Genomic DNA, 23724 nt, shown 5'->3' on the forward strand with positions numbered 1-23724 from the left:
GCATGTCTTCGGCTTACATGCCGAAGGTTTCGTTCCAGCGGTCCAGCCAGCGGTCGCGGGCCGGGTTCAGCTGCGAATAGTCGATGCGCTGCAGGCTGTCGATCTGCTCTTGCCCATAGGTCCACATGCCCGCGGCTTCCGGCGACAGCTCGACCGTGGCGTTGACCGGGGCATCGACGCCCTGCTCGGCCAGCTGGCGCTGGATATCCGCCGAGAGGACGAAGTTGATGAACTGATGCGCCAATTCCACGTTCTCGGAGCCGGTGGGGATGTTGATCGTGTTCAGCACGGCGATCTCGCCATCCGTGAGCGTCGCCCATTCAATGGTCGGCACCGCGTCGCGCAACCGGCCCAGCGTGAAGTCCTGGGTCATCGACACCGAGATCTCGCCGGTCGAGAAGAGGTTAATCATCTCGGAGCCGGTGTTGTAATTGGTGACGATATTCGGCGCCAGCTCGGCCAGCGCGGCAAAGGTCGCGTCTTCATCGGTATAGGCATCGACCCCCGCGTGGCGCCCGGCCTGCAGCACGACCATGGGGCCGGCGGTGGTGGTGATGTTGGGCAGCGACAGCGAGCTTGCCAGATCCGCGCGCCACAGGTCGTTCCACGAGGTGATCGGCGGGTCGACGCGGGCCGCGTCATAGACCAGCCCGATGCGGCCCACGGTATAGGCCGGGCCGAACTCGCCCTGCGGCGCCTGGGCCAGGTCATAGAGTTCGGCGATGTTCGGCACCTGCGCCCGGTCGATGGGCTGGAAGAGCCCCTGCTCGATCCCGGCCTGGCTGTAGCTGTCGGTCAGGTAGATGACATCCACCCCGGCGCCCGAGCGCATCGCCAGACGGTTCAGCCGGTCGCCGTTGTTGCCGGTCTCGAACACGACTTCGCAGCCGCAGAGTTCCTGGAACGGGTTGACGATGATCTCCTGCATCTTGTCGCCGTTGAAGCCCCACCACGAGATGGTGAAGGTCGTGGCGCCGGCGGGCAGGGCGGCGAGGAGGGCGGCGGCGGAAATCGAGGACAGGGCAAGGCGCTGGTATCGGGGCATGGCAGACATCCGCTGTGGAAGGGGTGGCAGGGGCGCCCGGGCGGGCGGCCTCGGCCGGCAGGCTAAGGGCGTGTCAGCGTCAATGCAAGCGGTCCCGCCCGGCGTTCCGGGCTACCAGACCACCGGATGGGTCTGCCCGGTGGCCACATTGACGAAGCCCTCGGGCGCCAGCGGCGAGGGCGCGACCAGCACCCAGCGCCAGGGCGCGCAGGTCAGGGTGGCGAAGGCCAGACGCTCGGGGAAGCCCGGGAACCAGCGGGGGCTGAACGTGGGCTCGTACATCCACTCGATTTTCGCCCCTTCCGCATAGAGGCGCTGCATCTCGGCGTCGAGGGCCTCGGGCGGGCGGCAGGTCATCAGCCCGGCGATCTCGTAGCGGACGGTGGCGACCAGCTGCCCCTCGCGCACCAGCGCCCAGCCGCCTTGCAGATCGTTCAGGGCGTTGACGGCGATGGCCATTGCCTCATCCGACGACCCGACTGCCCAGATATTGTGCTTGTCATGTCCCATCGAACAGGCAAGTGCCGAATCGGGCGTCTTCGGTCCGGTGCCCAGCCAGAACATGGCCGAGGTCCGCCCCTCGCCGGAAAAGCGGTCGACGATGGCGAATTTGGTGATGTTGCGGCTGGCGTCGCGCTGGACCTCGCTGTCCGCGACCGGCAGTTCGGCGGTCAGGAAATCGTCGGCCCAGTGGAAGGGTCTGAGCAACGCGGCCTGCATCGTCTGCCGCCCCGGTTCGGCCTTGATGGCGAAATCGGCGGCAATCATCGGGCGGGTGATGTTCACGGTCCTGGTGGCCCAGTCCGGCCAGTCGATGCGGGGCACGGGTTTGAGATACCGCGCGCCCTCGGACACCTGTTCCCCATCCGCCCAGACCTCGGCGATGGAGAGGGTGGGAAGGTCATCCAGCAGCACCAGATCGGCGAAGCGGCCGGGTGCGATGGAGCCGACCCAGGGCGTCAGCCGCATGTGGCGGGCGGGGTTCAGCGTGACCATCTGGATCGCGACCTCGGGCGCCAGCCCGGCCTCGATGGCGAGGCGCACGTTGTAATCCGTCGCCCCCATCTTCATCGTGTCCGAGCAGGAGCGGTCATCGGTGGTCAGCGCGAATTGCGACCAGTCCTGAAGCCCTGCGGCCAGCAGCCCCTGGATCATCTCGCGCGCCGAATGGGGGCGCAGCTCCATGAAAAGGCCGCGGCGCAGCTTGTCCAGCACCTCCTCCGCCGTCCAGGCCTCGTGGTCGGACGCCAGCCCCGCAGCGGCGAAGGCGTTGATGTTGGGCAGGTCGCGGATGCCGGCCGCGTGCCCCTCGACCACGCCGCGGGCGGCGAAGGTGGCCTCGATCATGCCCCAGAGCCGGTCGTGCGAGGGGTTCTCGGGCGACCAGACGGCGGGCCAGTCCATCACCTCGTCAAGGCCCGCGACCATCAGGCTTTCCGACAGGAACGCCGCCTGTTCGTCCCTCCCGAAATACCCGCCGCCCCATTCATAGGCGGTGGGCGGCACGGCGGAACCGGGCAGGGGGAAGATCTTCTGCGGGCTGCCCGCCAGCCGCGCGGCCAGCCAGAAATCCAGCGTCTTGGCGCCGTTGACGTTGGAGAATTCGTGGCTCGCCTCGCAGGTCCAGGTGTTGCCATGGGGCAGGACCAGCGCGGCCTCCCATTCCGGCGAGACATGGCTCGATTCGATGTGCTTGTGTACCTCGCCGAAGCCCGGCACCGCCATCAGGTGGGAGCGGTCCAGGGTTTCCGCCGCCGTCCCGGGCCAGGAGCCGAAGGGCCCGACATAGGCGATGCGGCGCCCGGCGATGATGATTTCCTGATCCCTGAGCCACATGCGGGAATGCACGTCCAGCAGCCGCCCCACCCGGACGCGCCGGTCAGCGGGCAGATCGCCCCGCGCCACACGGGTCAGGCGCTGGCGGATCGTCACCTCGTCCTTGGGGGAAATCAGCAGGTCGTCGGGAAGGGTCATGCGGATACCGAAGCGGAATAAAGGGCGATGACGCGGGCGAGGTCGCAGCGGCGGACCAACGTGACGGGCGGGGTGCCGAGGCGGCCCGAGGGGTCCACGACGACCATCCCGCGCGTCAGGCCGGGGGCGAGCGAGACGGCGAGCGAGGCCTTCAGGCTGTCGGTGACGATGCCGGGGTCGATCAGCACCGCCGCCGCCAAGGGGTCGACGAAGCGGAAATACTCCTTGCCGGTGAAGCCCTTGATGACCCGCATCGCATGGGCGGACAGGGCCGCCGAGAACCGCGCAAGGTCGCCGTCCGGCAGGCCAGCAAACAGCGCCGCCACCTGATCGCCCGGCATCCGGTTATCGGCGCAGGCCTCCCACGGGACCAGCGTGCAATCGAGGCCCGCGGTCAGCACGATCTGCGCCGCCTCGGGGTCGGCGTAGATGTTGAACTCGGCGGCAGGGGTGACGTTGCCCCGCCCGTCGATGGTGCCGCCCATGATGACCAGCCGGCCGACGCCCGCCGCACACTCGGGCGCCTGCCGCAGGACCAGCGCGAGGTTGGTGAGGGGGCCGATCATCATCAGATCGACCTTCCGGCCCCCGGCGATGGCGGCGCGCAGCTCGGCGATCAGGAAGCCCACCGCATCCTCGCCAGCCGGTTCGGGCAGCGTCGCGGGGCGGGGGGCGCCGCCCAGACCGTCCTCGCCATGGATCTCGCGCGCGGCGATCGGCGGGTTTATCAGCGCCGCCGCCGCGCCCTTGTGGACCGGTACCTCGGGCACGCCGCCATGGGCCAGAACGCTCAGGATATTGCCGGTCGCGGTGTCCAGATCGACGTTGCCGAAGACCGTCGTCACCGCATCGGGCACATGCCCCGCGGCGATCAGCATCAGCAATGCCTGCGCGTCATCCACGCCGCCATCGGTATCGAGGATCAATCTGTTTCGCATCGCTCACCTTTCCGCGCCCGGGGTCTGACTTTGCCCAAGCCCGCGCGTTTGTCCATGCCCCGCCGATGCCCCCGCTGCGTCGCAGGTTCCCTGAGATTTGATATTGTGTATATCCGAAATACAATGTTGAATGACGCGGCCCGCATCAGGCGCGGGTGGCGCGTGCCCCGCACGCGGCCGGATTTCGCCGCCCGGGAGGAGCGCATGAAAAAGATCGACGTTTTCAACCACATCTGGCCCGAGCCGTTTTTCAACGCGCTGATCAAGCAGATCGGCTCGATGAGCGACATGACCAAGCGGTCGGGCGATGTGCCGATGATGACCGACCTCGACCGCCGGTTCGAGGTGATGGACATGTTCGGCGAGGATTACTGCCAGATCCTGTCGCTGGCCTCGCCGCCCCTGGAAAAGTTCGGCGATCCGGCGATCGCGCTGGAGCTGTCGAGGATCGGCTCGGATTCGATGGCGGAACTGTGCCAGAAATACCCCGACCGCTTCCCCGGTTTCGTCGGCACCGCGCCGATCACCCACCCCGAGGGGATGGTGACGGAATCAAAGCGCGCCATCGAGGAGCTGGGCGCGGTCGGCATGCAGATCTTCACCAATGTGAACGGCACCGCGCTGGACCTGCCCGCCTATGCGCCCTTCTTCGAATACATGAACAGCGTCGGCAAGCCGATCTGGCTGCACCCGGCGCGGGGTCAGGATTTCGCCGATTACAAGACCGAGAGCCGCTCGGAATACGAGATCTTCTGGACCTTCGGCTGGCCCTACGAGACCTCGGCGGCGATGGCGCGCATGGTCTTCTCGCAATTCTTCGACAAATGGCCGGACCTCAAGATCATCACCCACCACGCGGGCGGCATGATCCCCTATTTCGAGGGCCGCGTCGGCCCCGGCTGGGACCAGATGGGCAAGCGCACCTCGGACCGCGACCTGAGCGTGGTGCGGACCGCGCTGAAGCGGCCGCATCTGGAATATTTCAAGGAATTCTATGCCGATACCGCCTCCTTCGGCTCGCGCAAGGCGATCGAGCACGCCATCGAATTCTTCGGCGAGAGCCGGGTGCTCTTCGCCTCCGACGCGCCCTTCGATCCCGAAGGCGGGCCCTATTACATCCGCGAGACCATCAACCTGATCGAGCGGATGGACATCTCGGACGAACTGCGCCGCAAGATCTTTCAGGACAACGCGGTCGCGCTGCTGGGCCTCAAGCTCTGAGGCTCAGGCCCTGACGCGCGGCGCGTAGCCCAGGCGCCGCGACAAACGGCCGGTGGTCTCCAGCAAGACGCTGGTGACCGCCTTTGCCTTGGTGCCGGTCATCGACTTGTCGGATCCCAGCACCGTGACCGTCGCCGCGATCTGGCCGGAATGGTCGAAGACCGGCGCGGCCATGGCGGCGAAATTGGCGTTGATGTTGTTCTTCGAGGTGGCAAAGCCGCGCTCGCGGACGCTCTGGATCAGCGCCTCCAGCCGCTCGCTATCGGCGATGAGGTCGGGGTTCAGCGTCCAGTTCTCCTCGCTCAGCCGGGCGCTGTTGCGCTCCTCGTCCAGGATCGGCGCGGTCACGCCGCGGTCGAGCCAGGCCAGGAACACCTGCCCCGTGGCGGAGGCGGTCAGCGGCAGGACATAGCCCAGCCGCACGGCCAGCGAGCCCTGCCGGTGGCCGTCGACCTTCGACACGATCCCCGGCCCCCGGTTGCCCCAGAGCGACAGATAGGTGGCAAAGCCGGTCGCCGCCTGCAAGACGCCCAGTTCCTCGCGCGCGAGGTCGACGATATCGACCTGCCGGATCGCCGAATGGCCCAGCTGGATGGCAAAGGCGCCGAGGCCGTAATGGCCGGTATGCGGATCCTGCCGCACCAGCCCCTCGCGGATGAAGCTGACGAGGTAGAGATGCGCTTTCGACGGCGGCATGCCGGCAGCAGCGGCGATGTCGCGCAGCGGCATCGGGCCATCGGCGGCCTCCATGGCGCGGATCACCTTGAAGCCCACCTCGATGGACTGGATGCGCCGCTGCGACCAATCCTCGTCTTTATCGCCCTTCTTCATGCCTGTCCCCGGCCCGTTTCGACCTGTTCTACCCGGCTTCACGGGGGGAATCCATCACAGGGTCTTTACGGGCCGCGGATCGAGGCCGAAGAGTTTCGCCGCGTTGAGCCCGAGGATGTTGCGCTTGGCCTGTTCGCTGAGGAACGGCAGGTCGTAGATCTCCTGCGGGAGGTCGAAGTCGAAGTGCGGCCAGTCGGAGGCAAAGAGCAGCTGGCTCTCGGCGTTTATCATCTCCAGCGTGACTTGCAGCGCCTTCATGTTCACGGTTTCCATCGGCTGGGTCGTGTACCAGCAGTGTTCGCGCATGTATTCCGACGGCAGGCGTTTCAACTGCGGCGCCTCGGAGGGGCGCATCAGGTACTGGTCATCGAGCCGCTGCATCAGGAACGGCACCCAGGCCAGCCCGCTTTCCACCCAGATGCTTTTGAGCTTCGGAAAACGCTCGGGGATGCCGTTCAGGATCCAGTTGGTCATGTGGACCATGTTGCACCAGGCGAACCCCAGCGCATGCATGCCCAGGAACCGGTTCACGGTCGCCAGCGACGGGTCCTGCCAGTGATAGGCGGCGTGGAACGCGACGGGTTTGCCCAGCTCCTCCAGCATCGCATAGCAGCGCATGTAATCGTTGTGGTGCAGCGCCTTGTGGCGGACCGAAGGCACGCAGAAGCCGATCACCCCGGGCTGGTCGGCGAATTCGCCGATCATCGCCTCGGCCTCGCGCGGGGTGTTGAAGGGCAGATAGGCCAGCGTCTTGATGCGGTTGTCCACCTTCAGCACATTGTCGATGAGCCAGTGGTTGTAGGCGCGGGACAGATGCACCTCCATCTCGGGCTGCGGATGCAGGCCGAGGGTCAGCATCGGCGTGGGGAAGAGGACCATGTAGTCGATCCCCAGCGCCTGCATCGCCCGGCGGGTCAGCGTCACGTCGCGGTGGACTGACGTGTCGTCCACCGGCTCGCGCACCCCCGCCTGATGCGGGATGCAGCCGCCCACGTCCTGATACTTCAGCCCCGCGTCGCCGTTCAGCCCATAGGGCGCGCCGCCGGTCTTTTCCTGATGGAACAACATCGCCTGATGGCGGATCACCGGGTCCTCGATGTACCGGACCATCTCGTGCCAGTTCACCGTCTCGACATGATGCGCGTCGACGTCGCAAATCAGCCAGTCCTGAAAGCCGCGTTTCCGTGCCCCTTGCTGGGCGTGGCGCAGCACCTCGCGCGTGTCGGTGAAGACGTCGATTTCCTGCACGGGCAGGGGGCGGGCGGCGGGGATCGGTTTGGCGTCCATCACGGGGCTTTCATCTCGTCAGGGCGGTGGCGGAACCACAGGGCCAGTTCCATCGGGCTGAGGTGCTGGGCGCGCAGCAGTTCCGAGACGGCGGTCAAGAGTTCCGTGGCGCTGACCCGGTCGCCGCGGCCGGTCAGGGGCGAAAAGGTCCGCTCCTCGCCGTCCGACTTGGCGGCATAGAGCCGGATCGCCGCGGTCATCAGCTGCGCCACCGCCTCGTCCGAGACCCGCGCCGCCTCGCCCCCCGCGACCAGCGCGACCGAGGCCTCGTCGATGGCCCGCGCGGCCTCGTCGATCCAGCCGTAGGGGTCGTTCTTCAGGGGATCAGAGGCTGACATAGACCACGCCCCCGTCCTCGCGCAGCCGGGCCGGCCTGAGCCGCATCGCCGCGCGGCCCTGACAGCGGCCGGTTTCCAGGTCGAATTCGTAGCCGTGCCAGGGGCAGACGAGGTGCGGCTCGTCCTCGGCATAGGCCAGCAGCCGCGTGGTGCCATCGGCCGCCACGGGTTCGATGACGCGGGCATAGATCCGGCCCTGACAGACCGGCCCCTGCCGGTGCGGGCAGACATTGTGCCAGGCAACCAGCGCGCCCTTGAGGCGGAAGACCCCCACCTCGATCCCGTCGCAATCGACCACCAGCCGGCCACCTTCGGCAATCGCCTCGGCGGGGCCCACGCAGTACTCCTGCATCTCGCCTCCGTTCGATCATGTTGAACGCTATATGACATGGTTATCTTATCCGGTGTCGGTTGCGGCGCAATACCCCGCCGCATCGTATCAGCTTGCCTTACATTCCGCCGCGCCGTAGCGTGGCCTGAAACGGAGGAGGATCAGGTGGATCGGGAAGTCTGGCGGGGCAGTGTCGCGGCCTGGGAATGCGACGAGATGGGGCATCTGAACACCCGTTTCTACGTGCTGCGCGCGGTCGAGGGGGTGGCGATGCTGCTGGCGCAGCTGGGCCTGCCGGGCACGACCCGCGCCGATGCCGAAACCAGTTTCGCCGTCGAGGACATGCACATCCGCTTCCACCGCGAGGCGCGGCAGGCGGCCTCGCTGAGCCTGTCGGGCGGGGTGCTGGAGGCGGGGCCGGACTGGGCCGAGGTGCTGCTGGTGATGGAGGATGTGGCCAAAGCCGAGGTGAAGGCCACCTTCCGCATCCGCCTGCGTCCCATCCGCCCGGCGAGCGGAGCGGCCCTGCCCTGGCCCGAGGGTTTCGCCGCCCGGGCCGAGGCGCGGCGCGTGACCATGCCCGAGATCGCGGCCCCGCGCTCGACCCCGGTGGGGGCGGTGGTGTCGCGGGCTTCGGCCGCGGCGGCTCAGGGCATGGCGCGGCTGTCGATGGGGGTGGTCGGGCCCGACCGGGTCGATGCGTTCGGGCGGATGGGGGCGTGGCATTTCATCGGCGCGGTCTCGGACGGGATCCGCTCGCTGACCGGGCCCTTCCGCGACATCATCGCGCAGAACGCCGATCCGGTGCCCGCGCGGGTCGGCGGCGCGGTGGTCGAGTTCCGCATCCTGCATCTCGACTGGCCGCGGCTGGGGGATGGCTATGAGGTCCGGGGCGGGTTGCAGGGGATCGAGGGGCAGGTGCAGAAGCTGGTGTTCTGGATGCTCGACCCGGTGACGGGGCGGGTTTTCGGCACGATGCAGTCGATCGCGGTGAATTTCGATCTGGAGACGCGGAAGGTGATCCGCATGTCGGACCGGGCGCGGGAGCTGCTGGTCCCGTTGAGCCTGCCGGATCTGGGGTTGTGAGGGGGACCGGGGTGGGTTGAAAACCCACCCTACGGGGTCTTGGACGGTGCGTGCGAGCACGCACCCTACCGGTGGGCACAGCCGTGAAAGGACCCTCTTGCCCGCGATAAGGGCGGCGCCCGTACCGCCGGGGTGGGCGAGAAGCGCCCGCCCCGGGGGGGCGGTGCGGGCGCTGCCCGGCGTGCCGCCGGGCGGGACACAACTCGGCTGAGCGCGGCAAGACCGCATCCCGTAGGGTGCGTGCTCGCACGCACCATCCCGCGCCCCACGGAACGGCCCCGTAGGGTGGGTTTTCAACCCACCCCTACCGGAACCGCTCCGCCGTCGCCGCCGCGTTCAACAGCGCCGCCAGCTCCCGCCGTGTCGCCCCCGAGGCCTCGGGGGCGCGCTTGAGGAACGCCTTCACCGCCCGCACCACGGCCGGGGAATTGGCCGAAAGCCCCTCGACCACACCCGCCACAGCCGCGTCCAGATCCTCGGCCACCACGCCGACCAACCCCATCGCCTGCGCCTCCGCCGCGCTGACCGCCTGCCGGGTCAGCACCAGCCGGGCCAGCACCGCCCGCGGCACCCGGTCGACCAGCGCGTCCATCACCAGCGTGGGCGCGATGTCGTGGTTCATCTCGGGCACCGAGAAGACTGCCGCCCGCTCGGCCACCGCCACATCGGCCAGCGCCGCCAGCGCGCAGCCCACCCCCGCTGCGCGGCCCTGCACCCGGGCGACCACCGGCACCGGCGCCGACCGTAGCGCCTCGTAGAAGGCCAGCACCGGGTCCGAGATCTTCACCCTGAGGTCATTGGCCGTCAGCCGCGCGTCCTTGGGCGGCATGACCGGCGCGCGGCCGGTGCAGAAATCCGCCCCCTCGGCCCGGAGCAGGATCACCGTCACCTCCGGCGGCGGGGCCGAGACCGCCGCCGCGATCCCCTCGGTCATGCCTGCGGTCAGCGCGTTTCCCGCCTCGCCCCGGCAGAGCGTGATCTCCAGCACCTTGCCCGTCGTCTCGACCCTAAGCTCCATCGCGTGCCCTCCCGATCGCGTCCCAGATGGCCAGCGGCGTCGCCGGCATTTCCACATGATGCACGCCCAGATCCCCCAGGGCATCGGCAATCGCGCTGACGAAAACGCCGAGCGCCGGCGTCGTGCCGCCCTCGCCCCCGGGGCGGAAGCCCATCGGGTGGCTGGTCGCCGGAACCTCGCTCAGCGCGGTGGCGAAGCCGGGGTAATCCGTGGCGCGGGGCATGGCGTAATCCATGAAACTGGCCGTCACCGGCTGGCCGTCCGCGTCGAAGCGGATCGCCTCCTGCCAGGCCTGACCCACGCCCTGCACGATCCCGCCATGGGTCTGGCCGTGCAGGATCAAGGGGTTCAGCGCCCGGCCGACATCATCGACCGAGGTATAGCGGGGGATGGTCAGCGCGCCCGTCTCGGGGTCAATCTCGACCTCGCAGATTGCCGCGCCATAGGGGAAGCTCAGCCCCGCCGTCACCGCATCGCCCACCGCCGTCAGGGGCCCCTGCAGATCCTCGGGCAGGGCGGGGTCGGCGGTCCGGGCGGCGAGTTCGAAGAGGGTCATGGCGAGGTTGGTGCCCGGCGCGCGGAACACGCCGTCCTCGAATTCGGCCTCCGCCCCGGTCAGGACGCCGAAGACGGCCTTGGCGCGGGCCAGCACGCCCTTCACCGCCTGATCCATGACGATGCTGCCGAACCTCAGCGAGCGGCCCGAATGCGAGCCACCCCCGGCGATCACGTCATCCGTATCGCCGGTCCTGAGCACCACCTGTTCGGGCGCCAGCCCCAGCCAGCCCGCGACCAGCTGGGCGAAGGCGGTACGGTGGCCCTGGCCGGTGTCCTGGGTGCCCAGCACCACCTCCACCCGGTCGTCCAGCACCGTGACCACGGCGAGTTCGCGGGGGAAACCGCCCGCGCCCTCGATGTAATTGCCGATGCCGAGGCCCCGGTACATGCCGCGCGTCCGCGCCTCGGCCCGCCGCGCCTCGAACCCCGCGGCGTCGGCCATCTCCAGCGCGGTGGCCAGCGTCGCCAGATGGTCGCCGCTGTCATAGGTCACGCCGAAGGGGTTGCGATAGGGGAAGGCCTCGCGCGGGATCATGTTGCGGCGGCGCAGCGCGACCCGGTCGATGCCGGTCTGCAAGGCCGCCAGATCCACCAGCCGCTCGATGGCATAGATCGCCTCGGGCCGCCCGGCGCTGCGGTAGGGGATGGTCGAGGGCGTGTTGGTCAGCACCGCCCGCCCCACGGCATGGGCCACCGGCACGCGGTAGACCCCGGTCATCAACTGCAGGCCCTTGTTGAGAGGCGTGTAGCTGACGGTATGGGCGCCTAGGTTCGAGGTGTTGACGCAGCGCAGGGCGAGGAAATTCCCGTCCCCGTCCAGCGCCAGTTCCGCCTCGATATGCAGGTCGCGGGCCTGAAAATCGCTGACGAAAGCCTCCAGCCGTTCGACCCGATGCTTGACCGGACGGCCGATCAGCCTGGCGGCATGGGCGATGACCACCCATTCGGGATAGGTCGCGTTGCGGCTGCCGAAATTGCCGCCGACATCCGGCGGGGCGAGGATGCGGACCGCCTCCATCCCCACGCCCAGCGAGGCCGCGACATGCTCGCGGATCTGCACCACGCCGCCGCCGCCCGAGCAATGCACAATATAGCGGCCGTCCCGGTACTCGGCGGCGGCGGTGCGGGGCTCCATATGCACGCCGGTCACGCGGTTGACGTGGCTTTGGAAGCGGACGATATGCGCGGCCTTCGCAAAGGCGGCCTCGGTCGCGGCGGCGTCGCCCAGCTCGGCCTCCAGCGCCAGATTGCCGGGTACGTTGAGCCAGACCTGAGGCGCCTCGGGGGCCAGCGCCTGCATCGCGTCGGTGACGGCGGGCAGGTCGTCGAACTCGGCCTCGATCAGCTCGGCCGCGTCCTTGGCGGCGTCCAGCGTTTCGGCGACGACGCAGGCATAGGCCTCACCGGCGAAGCGCACGGCATCCAGCGGCAGCGGATGGTGCAGCGTCCTGAGCCGGGCCGAGCCGTCGCGCTGGCGGAGCGGCATGTCGGACCCCCGGTCGGCGCTGCCGATCTGATGCGGGATCGGGCCCACGCCCGCCGCGGCCAGATCGGCGCCGGTCAGCACCGCCAGCACGCCGGGTACTTCGCGCGCGGCGGCGGTGTCGATGCGGAGGATGCGGGCATGGGCCACGGGCGCGCGGGCGAAGACGGCGAAGGCGGCGCCGGGCAGGGCCAGATCGTCGGCAAAGCGGCCCTGTCCCTGCAACAGGGCCACATCCTCGCGCCGGGGCAGGGCGGCGCCGATCCAGCGATTCGCTTCGGTCATCGGGTGCCTCCCTGTTTCTGGACTATTGCAAACCGGCTTATACATTGACAAATTCGAAGCCGGGGCAAGGGGTTTCGGACTGGCCCGGTTCCGGGGTCTTGGGGGCTGGGCACAGGGCGACCTCGATCATTGACAATATCAGGCTTTCTTATATCAAAGCGGAACCGGCGGGCGAGGGCAAGGCCCGATTGCGCGGCCGGATCAGGGGGAGGGATCGCATGACCGACAGCGCGGAAGTGCTTGTGCCGCAAGGCTATACCGAGGCCGAACTGCTGATCGACGGCGACTGGATCGGCGCCGATGCCCGGCATTCCACGCCCATCGTGAACCCCGCGACCGGCCGCGCCATCGGCCGCGTGCCCCATGCCAATGCGGCGGATCTGGACCGGGCGCTGGTCGCCGCCGAGCGGGAATTCCCGAAATGGCGCAAAGTCTCGCCGCGCGAACGGGGCCGGATCCTGAAACGCGCCGCCGACCTGCTGCACGAAAGGGGCGATGCCATCGCGCGCCTCGCCACGCTGGAGATGGGCAAGCCGCTGGGCGAGGCCAAGATCGAGCTGCATGTCGCCTGCGAGGAACTGGAATGGTTCGCCGAGGAAGCGCGCCGCACTTGGGGCCGCATCCCGCCGGGCCGCTTCGGCGACACCCGCTTCAGCGTGATCCGTCAACCGGTCGGCCCCGCCGCCGGTTTCTCGGCCTGGAATTTCCCGATCGGCAACGCCTGCCGCAAGATGGGCTCGGCGCTCGCTGCCGGCTGCCCGATGATCTACAAACCGGGCGAGGAGGCCCCGGCCTCGGCCCTCGCCGTCGCGCGCTGTCTGGTCGATGCGGGGGTGCCCGCGGGCGTCATCGCCGTGGTCTTCGGCGTGCCGGACACCATTTCGCGCCACCTGATCGCCTCACCCGTGATCCGCAAGATTTCCTTCACCGGCTCGGTCCCGGTCGGCAAGCACCTCATCAAGCTGGCGGCCGAAGGCGTGAAGCGGACGACGATGGAACTGGGCGGCCACGCGCCGGTGCTGGTCTTCGACGACGCGCCCTTCGAGGCGACGCTGGAGCAATCCGTCTTCCGCAAATACCGCAACGCCGGGCAGGTCTGCGTCTCGCCCACCCGCTTTTATGTGCAGGATGCCACTTATGACGCGTTCTGCGCGGGCTTCGCCGAGCGCGCCAAGAAGATCCGCGTCGGCGACGGGCTGGCCGCCGACACACAGATGGGCCCCCTGGTCCATGCACGCCGCCGCGACGGGATCGAGGCGCTGGTGCAGGACGCCGTGGCCAAGGGCGCGAAGCTGCTGGCGGGTGGCGAGCGGCTGGGCAATGACGGGTTCTATTACGCCCCGACCGTGCTGGCCGATGTCCCGGACGAGGCGCGGATCATGTCCGAGGAACCCTTTGGCCCGGTCGCCGTGCTGAACCGCTTCACCGGCATCGACGATGCGATCCAAAAGGCCAATGCGCTGCCCTATGGTCTGGCGGCCTATGCCTTCACCCAGTCGGTGGCCAATATCCACCGGCTGTCGGACGAGATCGAGGCCGGGATGTTCGGCATCAATTCCTTCAACATCTCGATGCCCGAAACCCCGTTCGGCGGGGTCAAGGAAAGCGGGCTGGGGTCGGAGGTCGGGACCGAGGGTCTGGACGCTTATCTCGTCACCCGCACCATCTCTGTCACCTGAGGCCGCCCATGAAATACCAGATCCCGACCGGCACCACCGCGGCCGAAGATGTCCTGAGCCGCCTGAAAGCCGCGGGGGTCGAGGTGCTGTTCGCCAATGGCGGCACCGATTTCCCTTCGATCATCGAGGCTTATGCGAATGCGGGCGAAAGCGGGCTGGACCTGCCCACGGTCCACACGATCACGCATGAGGGCGTGGCGCTGGGCATGGCGCATGGCTGGTATCTGATGAAAGGCACGCCCGCCGGGGTCATGGTGCATGTGAACGTGGGGCTGGCCAATGCGGTCATGGGCCTTGTCAACGCCCGGTCGGAAAGCGTGCCGGTGGTGATGTGTTCGGGCCGGACGCCGCTGACCGAGGGCAATAGGTTCGGCGCGCGCTCCTCACCCATCCACTGGGGGCAGGAGATGCGCGATCAGGCGGCGATGATCCGCGAGGTGGTGAAATGGGATTACGAGCTGCGCTACCCTGAGCAGGGCGGCGCGGTGGTGGACCGGGCGGTCAGCATCGCCATGAGCGAGCCGCGGGGGCCGGTCTATCTGTCCCTCCCGCGTGAGGTTCTGGCCGAGGAAAAGCCCGTGCCGCCGCATCGCCCGGGGACCAACGTGGCGCCGACCAGCTACGCCGCCGCCGATCCCGCCGCGATCCGCCGGGCGGCCGAGGCTCTGGCCAAGGCCAAGCGCCCGGTCATCATCTCGCAAAGCCCCGACCATTTCGCGGGCTTCGATCTGCTGGCCGCGCTGGCCGAGACCCATGCCATTCCGGTCGTGGAATACTGGTCGATCCGGCAGGCCCTGCCGACCACGCATCCGATGCACGCGGGCCGGGAGCCCACACCCTGGGTCAGGGACGCCGATGTGATCGTGGCCTTGAACGCCATGGTGCCGTGGATCCCCGAGACGGTCGAGCCGCCCTCCGATTGCACGATTATCGCGCTGGGCCCCGATCCCTTGCACCAGACGGTGCCGAACCGGGGCTTCCCCATCGACATCTCGCTGGCGGGCGGCATCACGCCGACGCTGGCCGCGCTGATGGCCGAACTGGACGCGCTGGCGGGCGACACCGCCCATCCCGAACGCCGCGCCCGGGTGGCCGAGTTCCGCGCCAGGCAGGCCGAGGGCGTGGCGAAGCGCGTCGCCGCCGGGCAGGGGCAGCCGATGAGCCCGGCCTATGTCTCGAAATGCCTGTCGGACGCGGCCGATGACAGCTTCACCTTTTTCAACGAGCTGGGCGTCGACCCCTCGGTGATGGAGTTCCGCGCGCCCATGACGCTGTTCGGCTCGCCCCTGTCGGGGGGCCTCGGCTGGGGGATGACGGCGGCGCTGGGCGCGCAACTCGCGGCGCGCGACCGGCAGGTGGTGGCCTGCGTGGGGGACGGGTCGTACCTTTTCGCCAACCCCTCGGCCTGCCACCAGACGGCGGCGGCGCTGGGCCTGCCGCTGCTGACGGTGGTGTTCAACAACGGCATCTGGAACGCGGTGCGGCGCTCGACGCTCTATATGTACCCAGAGGGGAAAGCGGCGCAGGCCAACACCATGCCGATCACCTCGCTGGCGCCGATGCCCGACCACGCGGCTGCGGCCCGGGCCCATGGCGCCCATGCCGAGCAGGTGGTGGACGGCGCCGACCTGCCCGCCGCGATCCAGCGCGCGCTGGCCGCGACCAAGGCCGGGCAACAGGCGCTTCTTGAGGTGGTGGTGAGCTACTGATGGACCCGCGCCTCGTCCCGCTCCGGCGTCGTTTCCCCATGGTGGCGGATCTGGAACGCCGGGCGCGCTGGCGCATCCCGCGTTTCGCCTTCGACTTCCTGCAAGGCGGCGCGGGGGACGAGACAGGCATGCCCCGCAACCGCCGCGCGCTGCAAGCGGTCGAGGTGATGCCGCGCTATGGGGTCAAGGTTTCGGACGTTGACCCCTCGGCTGACCTCTTCGGGCACCGCTATGCGGCACCCGTGGGGATCGCGCCCATCGGCTTTGACGGGATCATGTGGCCGGGCGCGACGCGGGCCTTCGCCGAGGCCGCGCAGGCGCTGAACCTGCCCTATATGGTCGGCACGCTGGCGACCGAGACCATCGAGACGGTGGCGGCGCTGGCCCCCGATGTGACCTGGTTCCAGCTCTATCCGCTGGCGGCCGAGGATCACCGGATGACCTTCGACCTCGCCGACCGGGCGGAACGCGCGGGCGCCAGGGTGCTGGCCGCGACTCTGGACGTGCCCGCCCGCACCAAGCGGCCGCGCGACATGCGCAACGGCTTCGGGATGCCCTTCCGCCTGACCGCGAGCCTTCTCGCGCAGGCCGCCGTGGCCTGGCCCTGGTCGCTGGCCATCGCCCGGCACGGCATCCCGACCTTCGCCAATATCGTGCCTTACTCAGGCCCCGGCCGCGACGTGACGGCGGCCTTTGTCGGCAAGCATGTCGGCGGCGGTTTTGACTGGGAGGCGCTGGCGCGGCTGCGCGACCGCTGGCCCCGGGCGATGATGGTCAAGGGCGTGATGCACCCCGAGGATGCGGAAAAGGCCGTGGCGCTGGGCATCGACGGGGTGGTCGTTTCGAACCACGGCGGGCGGCAGTTCGACGCGGCACCGGCCTCGGCGGACGTGCTGCCCTTGGTCGTGGCGGCGGTGGGAGACCGGGCCACGGTGATGCTGGACAGCGGGGTCACGGCGGGCGTCGACGTGCTGCGGGCGCTTGCGCTCGGCGCGCGGGGCGTGCTGGCCGGCCGGGCCTTCATGCTGTCGCTGGCCGCGCTGGGCGACATCGGCGCGCGGCACATGGGCGGGGCCTTCATCGAGGAATTGAGCCTCGCCATGGGCCAGTCGGGCGTGACCCGCGTCGAGGATATCCCGACCCTCGCCACCCGTCACCCCGGCGCCTGGAGCCTCTCATGACCCCGTTCCTGACCGAGCTGACCGCGGCTTTGGGCGAGAAGGTCTCGCTCAACGAAGCCGTCCGCGACCACCACGGCCACGACATGAGCCGCCTGCCGGCCCATCGCCCCGACGCGGTGGTCTTCGCGACCGGCGAGGCCGATGTGGTCGCCGCCGTGACGATCTGCGCGACGCATGGCGTTCCGGTGGTGGCGGTCGGCGCGGGCTCGTCGATGGAGGGGCATACCATCCCGGTGAAGGGCGGCATCAGCCTCGACCTGAAGGGCATGAACCGGATCCTCGCCGTCAACGACGCCGATTTCGACGCGGTGGTCGAGGCCGGCGTGACCCGCAAGCAGCTGAACGAATACCTGCGCGACCGGGGGCTGATGTTCACCGTCGATCCGGGCGCGGATGCGTCGCTAGGTGGCATGGCCTCGACCCGCGCCTCGGGCACCACGGCGGTCAGATACGGCACGATGCGCGAGACGGTGATCGCGCTGCGCGTCGTCACGGCCTCGGGCGCGGTGGTGGAAACCGGGCGGCGGGTCAAGAAATCCTCGACCGGCTATGATCTGACGAAGCTCTTCGTCGGGGCCGAGGGGACGCTGGGCATCATCACCGAGGTCACGGTGAAGCTGCACCCGATCCCCGAGGTCACGGCCTCGGCCATCTGCGCCTTTGCCACGATGGAGGGGGCGGTGCAGACGGTGGTCGAGACCCTGCAATCGGCCCTGCCGGTGGCGCGGATCGAGTTCCTGGACGAGGTGGCGGTTCAGGCGGCGAATGCCCATGCCGGGCTGGGCCTGACTGTGGCGCCGACGCTGTTTCTGGAGTTCCACGGGTCCGAGCGCTGGGTGGCCGAGCAATCCGAGGCGGTCCGGGCACTGGCCTTGGACAATGGCGGCGCCGATTTCGCCTGGTCGACCCGGCCCGAGGACCGGGCGCGGCTCTGGAAGGCGCGGCACGAGACGATCTATTCCAACCAGTCGCTGCGCCCGGGCTGCAAGACCTATACGACGGATGTCTGCGTCCCCGTCTCGCGGCTGGCGGAGGCGGTGCTGGAGGCCCGGCGCGAGGCCGACACGGCGCCCTTTCCGGTCAAGATCATCGGCCATGTGGGAGACGGGAATTTCCACGTCGGCTATCTGATCATGCCGGGCGACGAGGGCGAATACGCCATCGCCGACGCCTTGGCCGAGCGGCTCTACCAGCGGACGATGGACATGGGCGGGACCTTCTCGGGCGAGCACGGGGTGGGGGTGTCGAAGCTGAAGTACCTCCGGCGCGAGCATGGCGGCGGGGTCGATCTGATGAAGGCGATCAAGGCGGCGCTGGACCCGCAAGGGATCATGAACCCGGGGAAGCTGGGGCAGGAGGGGTAGGGGCGAGGGCATGGTGCGTGCGAGCACGCACCCTACGGGGAAGGTTGGCGGTATGGCCTGAACCGAGAGATGAGGGCGGCGCCCGCCCCGGGGGGGGGCGGTGCGGGCGCTGCCCGGCGTGCCGCCGGGCGGGACATTGTCGGGCCGGAGCGGTGCGTGCAAGCACGCACCCTACACTCCCCACCCGTAGAGTGTGTGCTCGCACGCACCTTGGCCCCATGATGCCGGCCGTTGGTCGCCAAGGTGGGATGAAATCCCACCCTACGGGGCCTCCGCTAGGGGCCTACCCGCCCGTAACAACGCCGGGCGCCCGTAGGGTGGGGTTTCACCCCACCACGCCCCTCACCGCGTCAGCACCGCCGTCGCGCACCCAAGCACCCGCAGGATCTCGCCAGGCGCGATCAGGATCTGCAACCCGCGCTGCCCGCCGTTCACATAGATCGCCGCGAACCCCAGCGCGCTTTCGTCCAGCACCGCCGGCGCGCGCGAGCGCTGGCCGAAGGGGCTGACGCCGCCGACCTTGTAGCCCGTCCGCCGCTCGGCATCCGGCACGGCCATCATCTTCGCCGCCTTCCCGCCCAGAGCCGCCGCCGCCAGCTTCATCGTCAGCTCCTGATCCGAGGGCAGGATGGCGCAAGCGGGCTTGCCGTCGACCTCGATCATCAGCGTCTTGAAGACCTGCGCGGGCGGCACGCCCAGGGCCTCGGCCGCCTGCAGGCCCACGCGGGGCGCGTCGGGGTCGTACGCGTAGCTCGCCAGCGTGAAGGCCGCCTTCGCCTTGACCAGCGCCTGTGTCGCGGGGGTTGTCTTCGCCATGGGCCGTTTCTGCCCCGACGCCCCCGCGCGCGCAAGTCAGCCGATGAGCGCCCGGGCGATGATCTCCAGCTGGATCTCGTTCGAGCCGCCGAAGATGCTTTGCGCCCGCGCATTCAGATAGGCGGGGACCGCGACCTTGCGCTCCTCGGCCAGCGCGCTCTCCACGGGCAGGGCGTCGAGCGGCCGCGTGGTTTCCCAGCGCAGGGCCTCGGGGCCGAGGGAATGGGCGGCGAGTTCGGTGATCGCCTGCCGGATCCGGCTGCGTTCGATCTTCATCACGGCGGCCGGCACCGCGCCGGGGTTCCCGCCCGAGGCGACGGCCGACATCGCGCCCAGTTCCAGCATGTCATTGGCGTCGATGTCCGTGCCGATCTCGGCGAAACGCGTGCGGAACACGGGATCACCGGTCAGGCCCGAGCCCTCGGCGATCCGCCAGAGCCTTGCGAAAAGCGCCCTGAGCAACCCCCCGGCGAAGGCCCCCCCACGCTCGAATTCCAGCAGATACTTGGCGATTTCCCAGCCGTCGCCTTCCTCGCCCACGCGGTCGGCCACCGGCACCCGCACGCCGTCGAAGAAGGTCTGGTTGAACTCATGCGTCCCGTCGATGGACCGGATTGGCCGCAGGCTGACGCCCGGCGCCTTCAGGTCGATCAGCAGGAAGGTGATGCCCTGCTGCTTCCTGCCGCTGTCGTCGGTGCGGACCAGCGCGAACATCTTCGTCGCGTGATGGGCATGGGTGGACCAGATCTTCGAGCCGGTGACGATATACTCGTCGCCGTCGCGCACAGCCTTGCAGGCGAGCGAGGCGAGGTCCGAGCCCGAGCCGGGCTCGGAATAGCCCTGCGCCCAGAAATCCTGACCGTTCAGGATGCGGGGCAGATAATGGGCCTTCTGCGCCTCGGTCCCGTAGCGCATCAGGACGGGCGCGATCATCTTGAAACTGGCGCCGCGGAAATGCGGCTCGCCGGCGCGCTCGCTCTCCTGATCGAAGAGGTAGCGCTGGGTGAGGGTCCAGCCGGGGCCGCCGTGGTCTGCAGGCCACGACGGCACGGCCCAGCCCTCGGGCAGTTTTTGCAGCCACGCCAGTCCGGTCGGCGGATGGGCGAGGAAGGACGGGTTCAGGCGCTCGGCCCGTTCGGTGGCGGGGTCCAGCGTCGCGGTGAAGAAGGCGCGGACCTGATCGCGGAAGGCAATGTCCTCGGGCGAGGTCGACAGGTTCATCCCCGCGTCCGACCCCGGGCGCAACAGGCCCTCCTCGCGCAGCGCGGGGTCTGCCATGAGGTCGGCGTAGCGGGCCAGATGCGCGTCGGTATGGCCCCAGCGGTTCTCGAAGGCAAAGAGGCCGCGCAGCCAGAGGCCCAGCGGCATCTCCTCGGAGACGCCCATGGCGCCGTGCAACTGGATCGCCTCATGCGCGACATGGCGGGAGAGCCGCCCGATCTTGGCCCGCGCGCCCGAAACGGCGCGGGCGCGGTCCCTGGGCGAGAGCGTCAGGCTGAGGGCGGCGAGCAGGGCGGAACCCCGGGCCTCGTCGCGCTTGACGGCCATCTCGGCCATGCGGTGCCTGAGCGCCTGAAACTTGGCCAGCGGCTGACCGAATTGCACGCGTGTCTTGGTGTAGTCGACCGTTGCATCGATCAGCCCCTCCATGGCGCCCAAGGCTTCGGCGCAGGCGGCGGCATTGGCGCGGTCGAGGGCTTCCAGAAGCGCGGGGGTCGCATCGGTGCCGGGGCCGCCCAAGGGGACGGCGAGGGTAGCGGCAAACGTCAGATCCGCAGCGCGGCCGCCGTCGATGTGGTCGTATTCCGTGACCGCAAAGGGCGTCACGGCGAAGACGCCGAGCCCGGCGTCGGTCCGGGCGGTGACGAGCCAGAGGTCGGCCGTTCCCGCACCCATCACGGCGCGCTTGCGTCCGTGCAACGCCCCGTCCCAGCGGGTCGCGACACCCAGAAGCGTGCGGTCCTCGTCATGGGCGACGGCGATGCGCAACCGGCCCTCAGCCAGCGCGGGCAGCCATTCGGCCTTCTGCGCCTCGCTGGCCGCGGCCTCGATCAGCGCGGCGGGCAGGACGGCGCCCGCGACCCAGCCGGGGATACGGGCGCGGCCCATCTCCTCGGCCAGAACCGCGATCAGGGGAGCGGCGCCACCGAGGCCGCCGAACGCCTCCGTCACCGGCAAGGCCAACCAGCCCTGTTCGGCGAAATCGGCCCAGCCCGCGCCACGCGCCAGCAGCCCCCGCGCGGCATCCCGCAAGAGGCGCTCGTCATCCCCCGGGGTCAGGCGCATTCAGCCCTCGCGCACATAGGACCCGTGGCCGGGCCGATAGGTCTTGTCGTCGAGGAATTGCTTCAACCCGTGCTCGCGGCCCTTTTCGGGGTCCACGAAGGTGGTCTGGTCGGCCTTGGCGGTCAGGTATTCCGCCGCCTGCTCCCAATCCATGTACCGGGCGTATTTATAGGCCATGCGCGCCTGACGCAGCACGGTCGGGTTCTTGCCCAGCAGGATCTTGGCCAGTTCCGTGGTGCGGGCACGGAGTTGATCGGCCGGCACGGCCTCGTTGATCAGGCCCATTTCCTCGGCCTTCCGGCCGTCGAATTTCTCGCCGGTCATGACGTAATACATCGCCTTGCGGTCGCCCATCACGGTCGAGATCGCCTTCGAGACCACGCCGCCCGGGATCACGCCCCAGTTGATTTCGGAAAGGCCGAAGGTCGCGCCCTCATCGGCAATCGCCAGATCGCAGCAGATCAAGGGCGTGAAAGCGCCGCCGAAGCACCAGCCGTTGACCATGGCGATGGTGGGCTTGGCGTAATGGATCAGCCCCCGCCATTGCCAGTAGCGGGTCGAGCGATAGGCGCGCATCCGCTCCACATCCGACACGCCATCGGTCGCGCGGAAGAAATCCTTCAGGTCCATCCCGGCCGAAAACGCCTCGCCCACGCCGGTCAGCACGATGACGCCGCAGCGGTCGTCCACCTCCAGCGCGTCGAGCGTGGCGCTCATCTCACGGGCCAGACCCACCGACATGGCGTTGCGCTTGTCGGGGCGGTTCAGCTGCACCCAGGCGATGCCGTCCTCGAAATCTACCAGAACATCCTGGCCCCAGGGATCATTGGACATGGTCTCTCCTTACGATTGGCTGATGGTCTTGGTGACCAGATAGGCGTCCATCCCCTCGGTCCCGCCCTCGCTGCCGTAGCCGGATTGCTTGACGCCGCCGAAGGGGGTTTCGGGCATGTTTATCATGGTGTTGTTGATGCCGAGCATCCCCGCCTCGACCCGGTCGGAGAGCGCCTGCGCGGTCGCGCTGTCGCGGGTGAAAGCATAGGAGGCGAGGCCGAAGGGCAGGCGGTTGGCCTGATGGATCACCTCATCCAGCGACTGGAACCGGGCGGTCACGGCGATGGGGCCGAAGGGCTCCTCGTTCATGATGCGGGCGGTGTCGGGCACATCGGTCAGGATCGTGGGCGCGAAGAAATTGCCGCGGTTGCCCAGCGCCTCGCCGCCCAGGCGGAGGCTCGCGCCGTGGTTCACCGCATCCTCGACCAGCGCCTGCATGGCGGTGATCCGGCGGGGGTTGGCCAGGGGGCCCATGGTCGTGGCCGGGTCCATGCCGTCGCCGACCTTCAGCTTTTCGGCCGCCGCGGCGAAGCCCTCGACAAAGCGGTCATGCACCGCCTCGTGGATATAGAAGCGGGTCGGCGCGATGCAGATCTGGCCGGCGTTGCGGAATTTCGCCCCGGCCAGCGCCTGCACGGCGGCGTCGACATCGGCATCCGCGAAGATCATCACCGGGGCGTGGCCGCCCAGCTCCATCGTCGCCCGCTTGACGCCCGCCTTGGCGGCGAGGATCGCCAGTTGCTGGCCGACACTGGTCGAGCCGGTAAAGGTGATCTTGCGGATTTCCGGGGCGGCGATCAGGCGTTCGCTGACCTCGCCCGGCACGCCATAGACGACGTTCAGCACGCCCTTGGGCAGGCCCGCGTCATCGAGCGCGCGGGCCAGTTCCATGACCGAGGCCGGGGTTTCCTCGGACGGTTTGATGACCATGGTGCAGCCGGTCGCCAGCGCGGCCGAGATCTTGCGCGCCGGGATCACGGCGGGGAAGTTCCAGGGGGTGAAGGCGGCGACCGGGCCCACCGGCTCGCGCGTGACCATCCAGCGCATGCCGGGCACGCGGGCGGGGACGATGCGGCCATAGGTCCGGCGCCCCTCGTCAGCGGTATAGTCGAAGATATCGGCCGAGATCAGGGCCTCCATCCGCGCCTCGGCGAAGGGTTTGCCCTGTTCCAGCGTCATCCGGCGGCCGATATGGTCGGCGCGCTCCCGCAGCAGATTGGCCGCCTTGCGCAGGATCATCGCCCGGTCATAGGCGGGCACCCGGCGCCAGCTGGCGAAGGCCGTCTCCGCCGCCGCCGTCGCGCGGTCCAGATCCGCGGCGCTGGCATGGGGCAGCAGGCCAACGGGTTCGCCGGTCGCGGGGTTCAGGACGGGCTCCGTCACCCGGCCCTCGGCCCCCAGCCATTCACCGGCGATGAAGAGCTGCAAGGCGCCGTAGCGGTCGTCGATCTTGGTCATGG

At 69.1% G+C, this 23724-nt stretch carries 19 protein-coding genes; 6 read left to right on the plus strand and 13 right to left on the minus strand.

The features are described 5' to 3' along the window. Positions 1 to 13 precede the first annotated feature (13 nt). The 3 genes from DDE23_RS11660 to DDE23_RS11670 all read right to left on the minus strand — a co-directional run bounded on the left by DDE23_RS11660 (position 14) and on the right by DDE23_RS11670 (position 3957). The gene (locus DDE23_RS11660) at positions 14 to 1045 is read right to left on the minus strand and encodes an ABC transporter substrate-binding protein (protein ID WP_107753924.1); all 1032 of its coding nucleotides are present in this window, start codon (positions 1043 to 1045) and stop codon (positions 14 to 16) included. 111 nt (positions 1046 to 1156) lie between these two features. Continuing rightward, a complete protein-coding gene (locus DDE23_RS11665; RefSeq protein WP_107753926.1) occupies positions 1157 to 3019 on the minus strand; it encodes an adenine deaminase in 1863 nt (620 codons plus the stop codon). After that, on the minus strand, positions 3016 to 3957 hold the full coding sequence (locus DDE23_RS11670; RefSeq protein ID WP_107753928.1) for a nucleoside hydrolase: 942 nt from the start codon (positions 3955 to 3957) through the stop codon (positions 3016 to 3018). Before DDE23_RS11670 ends, DDE23_RS11665 begins: the two co-directional genes overlap by 4 nt. A gap of 204 nt (positions 3958 to 4161) precedes the next feature. Here DDE23_RS11670 and DDE23_RS11675 point away from each other — a divergent pair, with 204 nt between their 5' ends. Next, complete coding sequence (locus DDE23_RS11675) at positions 4162 to 5178, plus strand: amidohydrolase family protein (RefSeq protein WP_107754063.1); 1017 nt, start codon at positions 4162 to 4164, stop codon at positions 5176 to 5178. A gap of 3 nt (positions 5179 to 5181) precedes the next feature. On the opposite strand, the gene DDE23_RS11680 is transcribed toward DDE23_RS11675, so the two are convergent. The 4 genes from DDE23_RS11680 to DDE23_RS11695 are packed head-to-tail and all read right to left on the minus strand — an operon-like array spanning position 5182 to position 7986. Then, positions 5182 to 6009 (minus strand): IclR family transcriptional regulator, encoded by an 828-nt coding sequence (locus DDE23_RS11680; protein ID WP_107753930.1) that lies wholly within the window; start codon positions 6007 to 6009, stop codon positions 5182 to 5184. Positions 6010 to 6063: 54 nt separating this feature from the next. Continuing rightward, positions 6064 to 7296, minus strand: a complete 1233-nt coding sequence (locus tag DDE23_RS11685) for an amidohydrolase family protein (RefSeq protein ID WP_107753932.1) — start codon at positions 7294 to 7296, stop codon at positions 6064 to 6066. Beyond that, positions 7296 to 7634 carry a hypothetical protein gene (locus tag DDE23_RS11690; protein ID WP_107753934.1) on the minus strand — a complete coding sequence of 113 codons (339 nt, stop codon included), beginning with the start codon at positions 7632 to 7634 and terminating at the stop codon, positions 7296 to 7298. The genes DDE23_RS11685 and DDE23_RS11690 overlap by 1 nt, the downstream gene beginning before the upstream one ends. Further along, positions 7621 to 7986 carry a Rieske (2Fe-2S) protein gene (locus tag DDE23_RS11695; RefSeq protein WP_107753936.1) on the minus strand — a complete coding sequence of 122 codons (366 nt, stop codon included), beginning with the start codon at positions 7984 to 7986 and terminating at the stop codon, positions 7621 to 7623. Before DDE23_RS11695 ends, DDE23_RS11690 begins: the two co-directional genes overlap by 14 nt. Positions 7987 to 8130: 144 nt before the next feature. Here DDE23_RS11695 and DDE23_RS11700 point away from each other — a divergent pair, with 144 nt between their 5' ends. Next, a complete protein-coding gene (locus DDE23_RS11700) occupies positions 8131 to 9051 on the plus strand; it encodes an acyl-CoA thioesterase (RefSeq protein ID WP_107753938.1) in 921 nt (306 codons plus the stop codon). Between the two features lie 304 nt (positions 9052 to 9355). Here DDE23_RS11700 and DDE23_RS11705 read toward each other — a convergent pair whose 3' ends face one another. Further along, positions 9356 to 10069, minus strand: coding sequence for an enoyl-CoA hydratase/isomerase family protein (locus tag DDE23_RS11705; protein ID WP_107753940.1), 714 nt, complete (start codon positions 10067 to 10069; stop codon positions 9356 to 9358). Then, entirely contained in the window at positions 10059 to 12395 is a 2337-nt protein-coding gene (locus DDE23_RS11710) for a xanthine dehydrogenase family protein molybdopterin-binding subunit (RefSeq protein WP_107753943.1), read from the minus strand. The genes DDE23_RS11705 and DDE23_RS11710 overlap by 11 nt, the downstream gene beginning before the upstream one ends. 218 nt (positions 12396 to 12613) lie before the next feature. Here DDE23_RS11710 and DDE23_RS11715 point away from each other — a divergent pair, with 218 nt between their 5' ends. From DDE23_RS11715 to DDE23_RS11730, 4 genes are read left to right on the plus strand one after another with little or no spacing between them, the layout of a single operon-like run. Continuing rightward, entirely contained in the window at positions 12614 to 14074 is a 1461-nt protein-coding gene (locus DDE23_RS11715; RefSeq protein ID WP_107753945.1) for an NAD-dependent succinate-semialdehyde dehydrogenase, read from the plus strand. Positions 14075 to 14082: 8 nt separating this feature from the next. Continuing rightward, positions 14083 to 15783: a thiamine pyrophosphate-requiring protein gene (locus DDE23_RS11720; RefSeq protein ID WP_107753947.1), complete on the plus strand. Its 1701-nt coding sequence runs from the start codon at positions 14083 to 14085 to the stop codon at positions 15781 to 15783. Continuing rightward, positions 15783 to 16964 carry an alpha-hydroxy acid oxidase gene (locus DDE23_RS11725; RefSeq protein ID WP_107753949.1) on the plus strand — a complete coding sequence of 394 codons (1182 nt, stop codon included), beginning with the start codon at positions 15783 to 15785 and terminating at the stop codon, positions 16962 to 16964. The genes DDE23_RS11720 and DDE23_RS11725 overlap by 1 nt, the downstream gene beginning before the upstream one ends. Next, positions 16961 to 18328, plus strand: a complete 1368-nt coding sequence (locus tag DDE23_RS11730) for an FAD-binding oxidoreductase (protein ID WP_107753951.1) — start codon at positions 16961 to 16963, stop codon at positions 18326 to 18328. The genes DDE23_RS11725 and DDE23_RS11730 overlap by 4 nt, the downstream gene beginning before the upstream one ends. Before the next feature lie 342 nt (positions 18329 to 18670). Here DDE23_RS11730 and ybaK read toward each other — a convergent pair whose 3' ends face one another. From ybaK to DDE23_RS11750, 4 genes are read right to left on the minus strand one after another with little or no spacing between them, the layout of a single operon-like run. Beyond that, positions 18671 to 19144, minus strand: a complete 474-nt coding sequence (gene ybaK, locus DDE23_RS11735) for a Cys-tRNA(Pro) deacylase (protein ID WP_107753953.1) — start codon at positions 19142 to 19144, stop codon at positions 18671 to 18673. A 36-nt stretch (positions 19145 to 19180) separates the two neighbouring features. Beyond that, entirely contained in the window at positions 19181 to 21430 is a 2250-nt protein-coding gene (locus tag DDE23_RS11740; RefSeq protein ID WP_107753955.1) for an acyl-CoA dehydrogenase family protein, read from the minus strand. Continuing rightward, complete coding sequence (locus DDE23_RS11745; protein WP_107753956.1) at positions 21431 to 22264, minus strand: p-hydroxycinnamoyl CoA hydratase/lyase; 834 nt, start codon at positions 22262 to 22264, stop codon at positions 21431 to 21433. 9 nt (positions 22265 to 22273) lie between these two features. Then, entirely contained in the window at positions 22274 to 23722 is a 1449-nt protein-coding gene (locus DDE23_RS11750) for an NAD-dependent succinate-semialdehyde dehydrogenase (RefSeq protein ID WP_107753958.1), read from the minus strand. Positions 23723 to 23724 lie beyond the last annotated feature (2 nt).

It is taken from the genome of Pararhodobacter aggregans, assembly GCF_003075525.1.
Taxonomy (GTDB): Bacteria; Pseudomonadota; Alphaproteobacteria; order Rhodobacterales; family Rhodobacteraceae; genus Pararhodobacter; species Pararhodobacter aggregans.

Excerpts from the sequence above, each read along its gene's own strand:
- DDE23_RS11660 (WP_107753924.1), bottom strand. The coding sequence starts at position 1,045 with ATGCCCCGATACCAGCGCCTTGCCCTGTCCTCGATTTCCGCCGCCGCC.
- DDE23_RS11745 (WP_107753956.1), bottom strand. The coding sequence starts at position 22,264 with ATGTCCAATGATCCCTGGGGCCAGGATGTTCTGGTAGATTTCGAGGAC.
- DDE23_RS11670 (WP_107753928.1), bottom strand. The coding sequence starts at position 3,957 with ATGCGAAACAGATTGATCCTCGATACCGATGGCGGCGTGGATGACGCG.
- DDE23_RS11725 (WP_107753949.1), top strand. The coding sequence starts at position 15,783 with ATGGACCCGCGCCTCGTCCCGCTCCGGCGTCGTTTCCCCATGGTGGCG.
- ybaK (WP_107753953.1), bottom strand. The coding sequence starts at position 19,144 with ATGGCGAAGACAACCCCCGCGACACAGGCGCTGGTCAAGGCGAAGGCG.
- DDE23_RS11705 (WP_107753940.1), bottom strand. The coding sequence starts at position 10,069 with ATGGAGCTTAGGGTCGAGACGACGGGCAAGGTGCTGGAGATCACGCTC.
- DDE23_RS11695 (WP_107753936.1), bottom strand. The coding sequence starts at position 7,986 with ATGCAGGAGTACTGCGTGGGCCCCGCCGAGGCGATTGCCGAAGGTGGC.
- DDE23_RS11710 (WP_107753943.1), bottom strand. The coding sequence starts at position 12,395 with ATGACCGAAGCGAATCGCTGGATCGGCGCCGCCCTGCCCCGGCGCGAG.
- DDE23_RS11680 (WP_107753930.1), bottom strand. The coding sequence starts at position 6,009 with ATGAAGAAGGGCGATAAAGACGAGGATTGGTCGCAGCGGCGCATCCAG.
- DDE23_RS11690 (WP_107753934.1), bottom strand. The coding sequence starts at position 7,634 with ATGTCAGCCTCTGATCCCCTGAAGAACGACCCCTACGGCTGGATCGAC.
- DDE23_RS11675 (WP_107754063.1), top strand. The coding sequence starts at position 4,162 with ATGAAAAAGATCGACGTTTTCAACCACATCTGGCCCGAGCCGTTTTTC.
- DDE23_RS11720 (WP_107753947.1), top strand. The coding sequence starts at position 14,083 with ATGAAATACCAGATCCCGACCGGCACCACCGCGGCCGAAGATGTCCTG.
- DDE23_RS11665 (WP_107753926.1), bottom strand. The coding sequence starts at position 3,019 with ATGACCCTTCCCGACGACCTGCTGATTTCCCCCAAGGACGAGGTGACG.
- DDE23_RS11740 (WP_107753955.1), bottom strand. The coding sequence starts at position 21,430 with ATGCGCCTGACCCCGGGGGATGACGAGCGCCTCTTGCGGGATGCCGCG.
- DDE23_RS11715 (WP_107753945.1), top strand. The coding sequence starts at position 12,614 with ATGACCGACAGCGCGGAAGTGCTTGTGCCGCAAGGCTATACCGAGGCC.
- DDE23_RS11730 (WP_107753951.1), top strand. The coding sequence starts at position 16,961 with ATGACCCCGTTCCTGACCGAGCTGACCGCGGCTTTGGGCGAGAAGGTC.
- DDE23_RS11750 (WP_107753958.1), bottom strand. The coding sequence starts at position 23,722 with ATGACCAAGATCGACGACCGCTACGGCGCCTTGCAGCTCTTCATCGCC.
- DDE23_RS11685 (WP_107753932.1), bottom strand. The coding sequence starts at position 7,296 with ATGGACGCCAAACCGATCCCCGCCGCCCGCCCCCTGCCCGTGCAGGAA.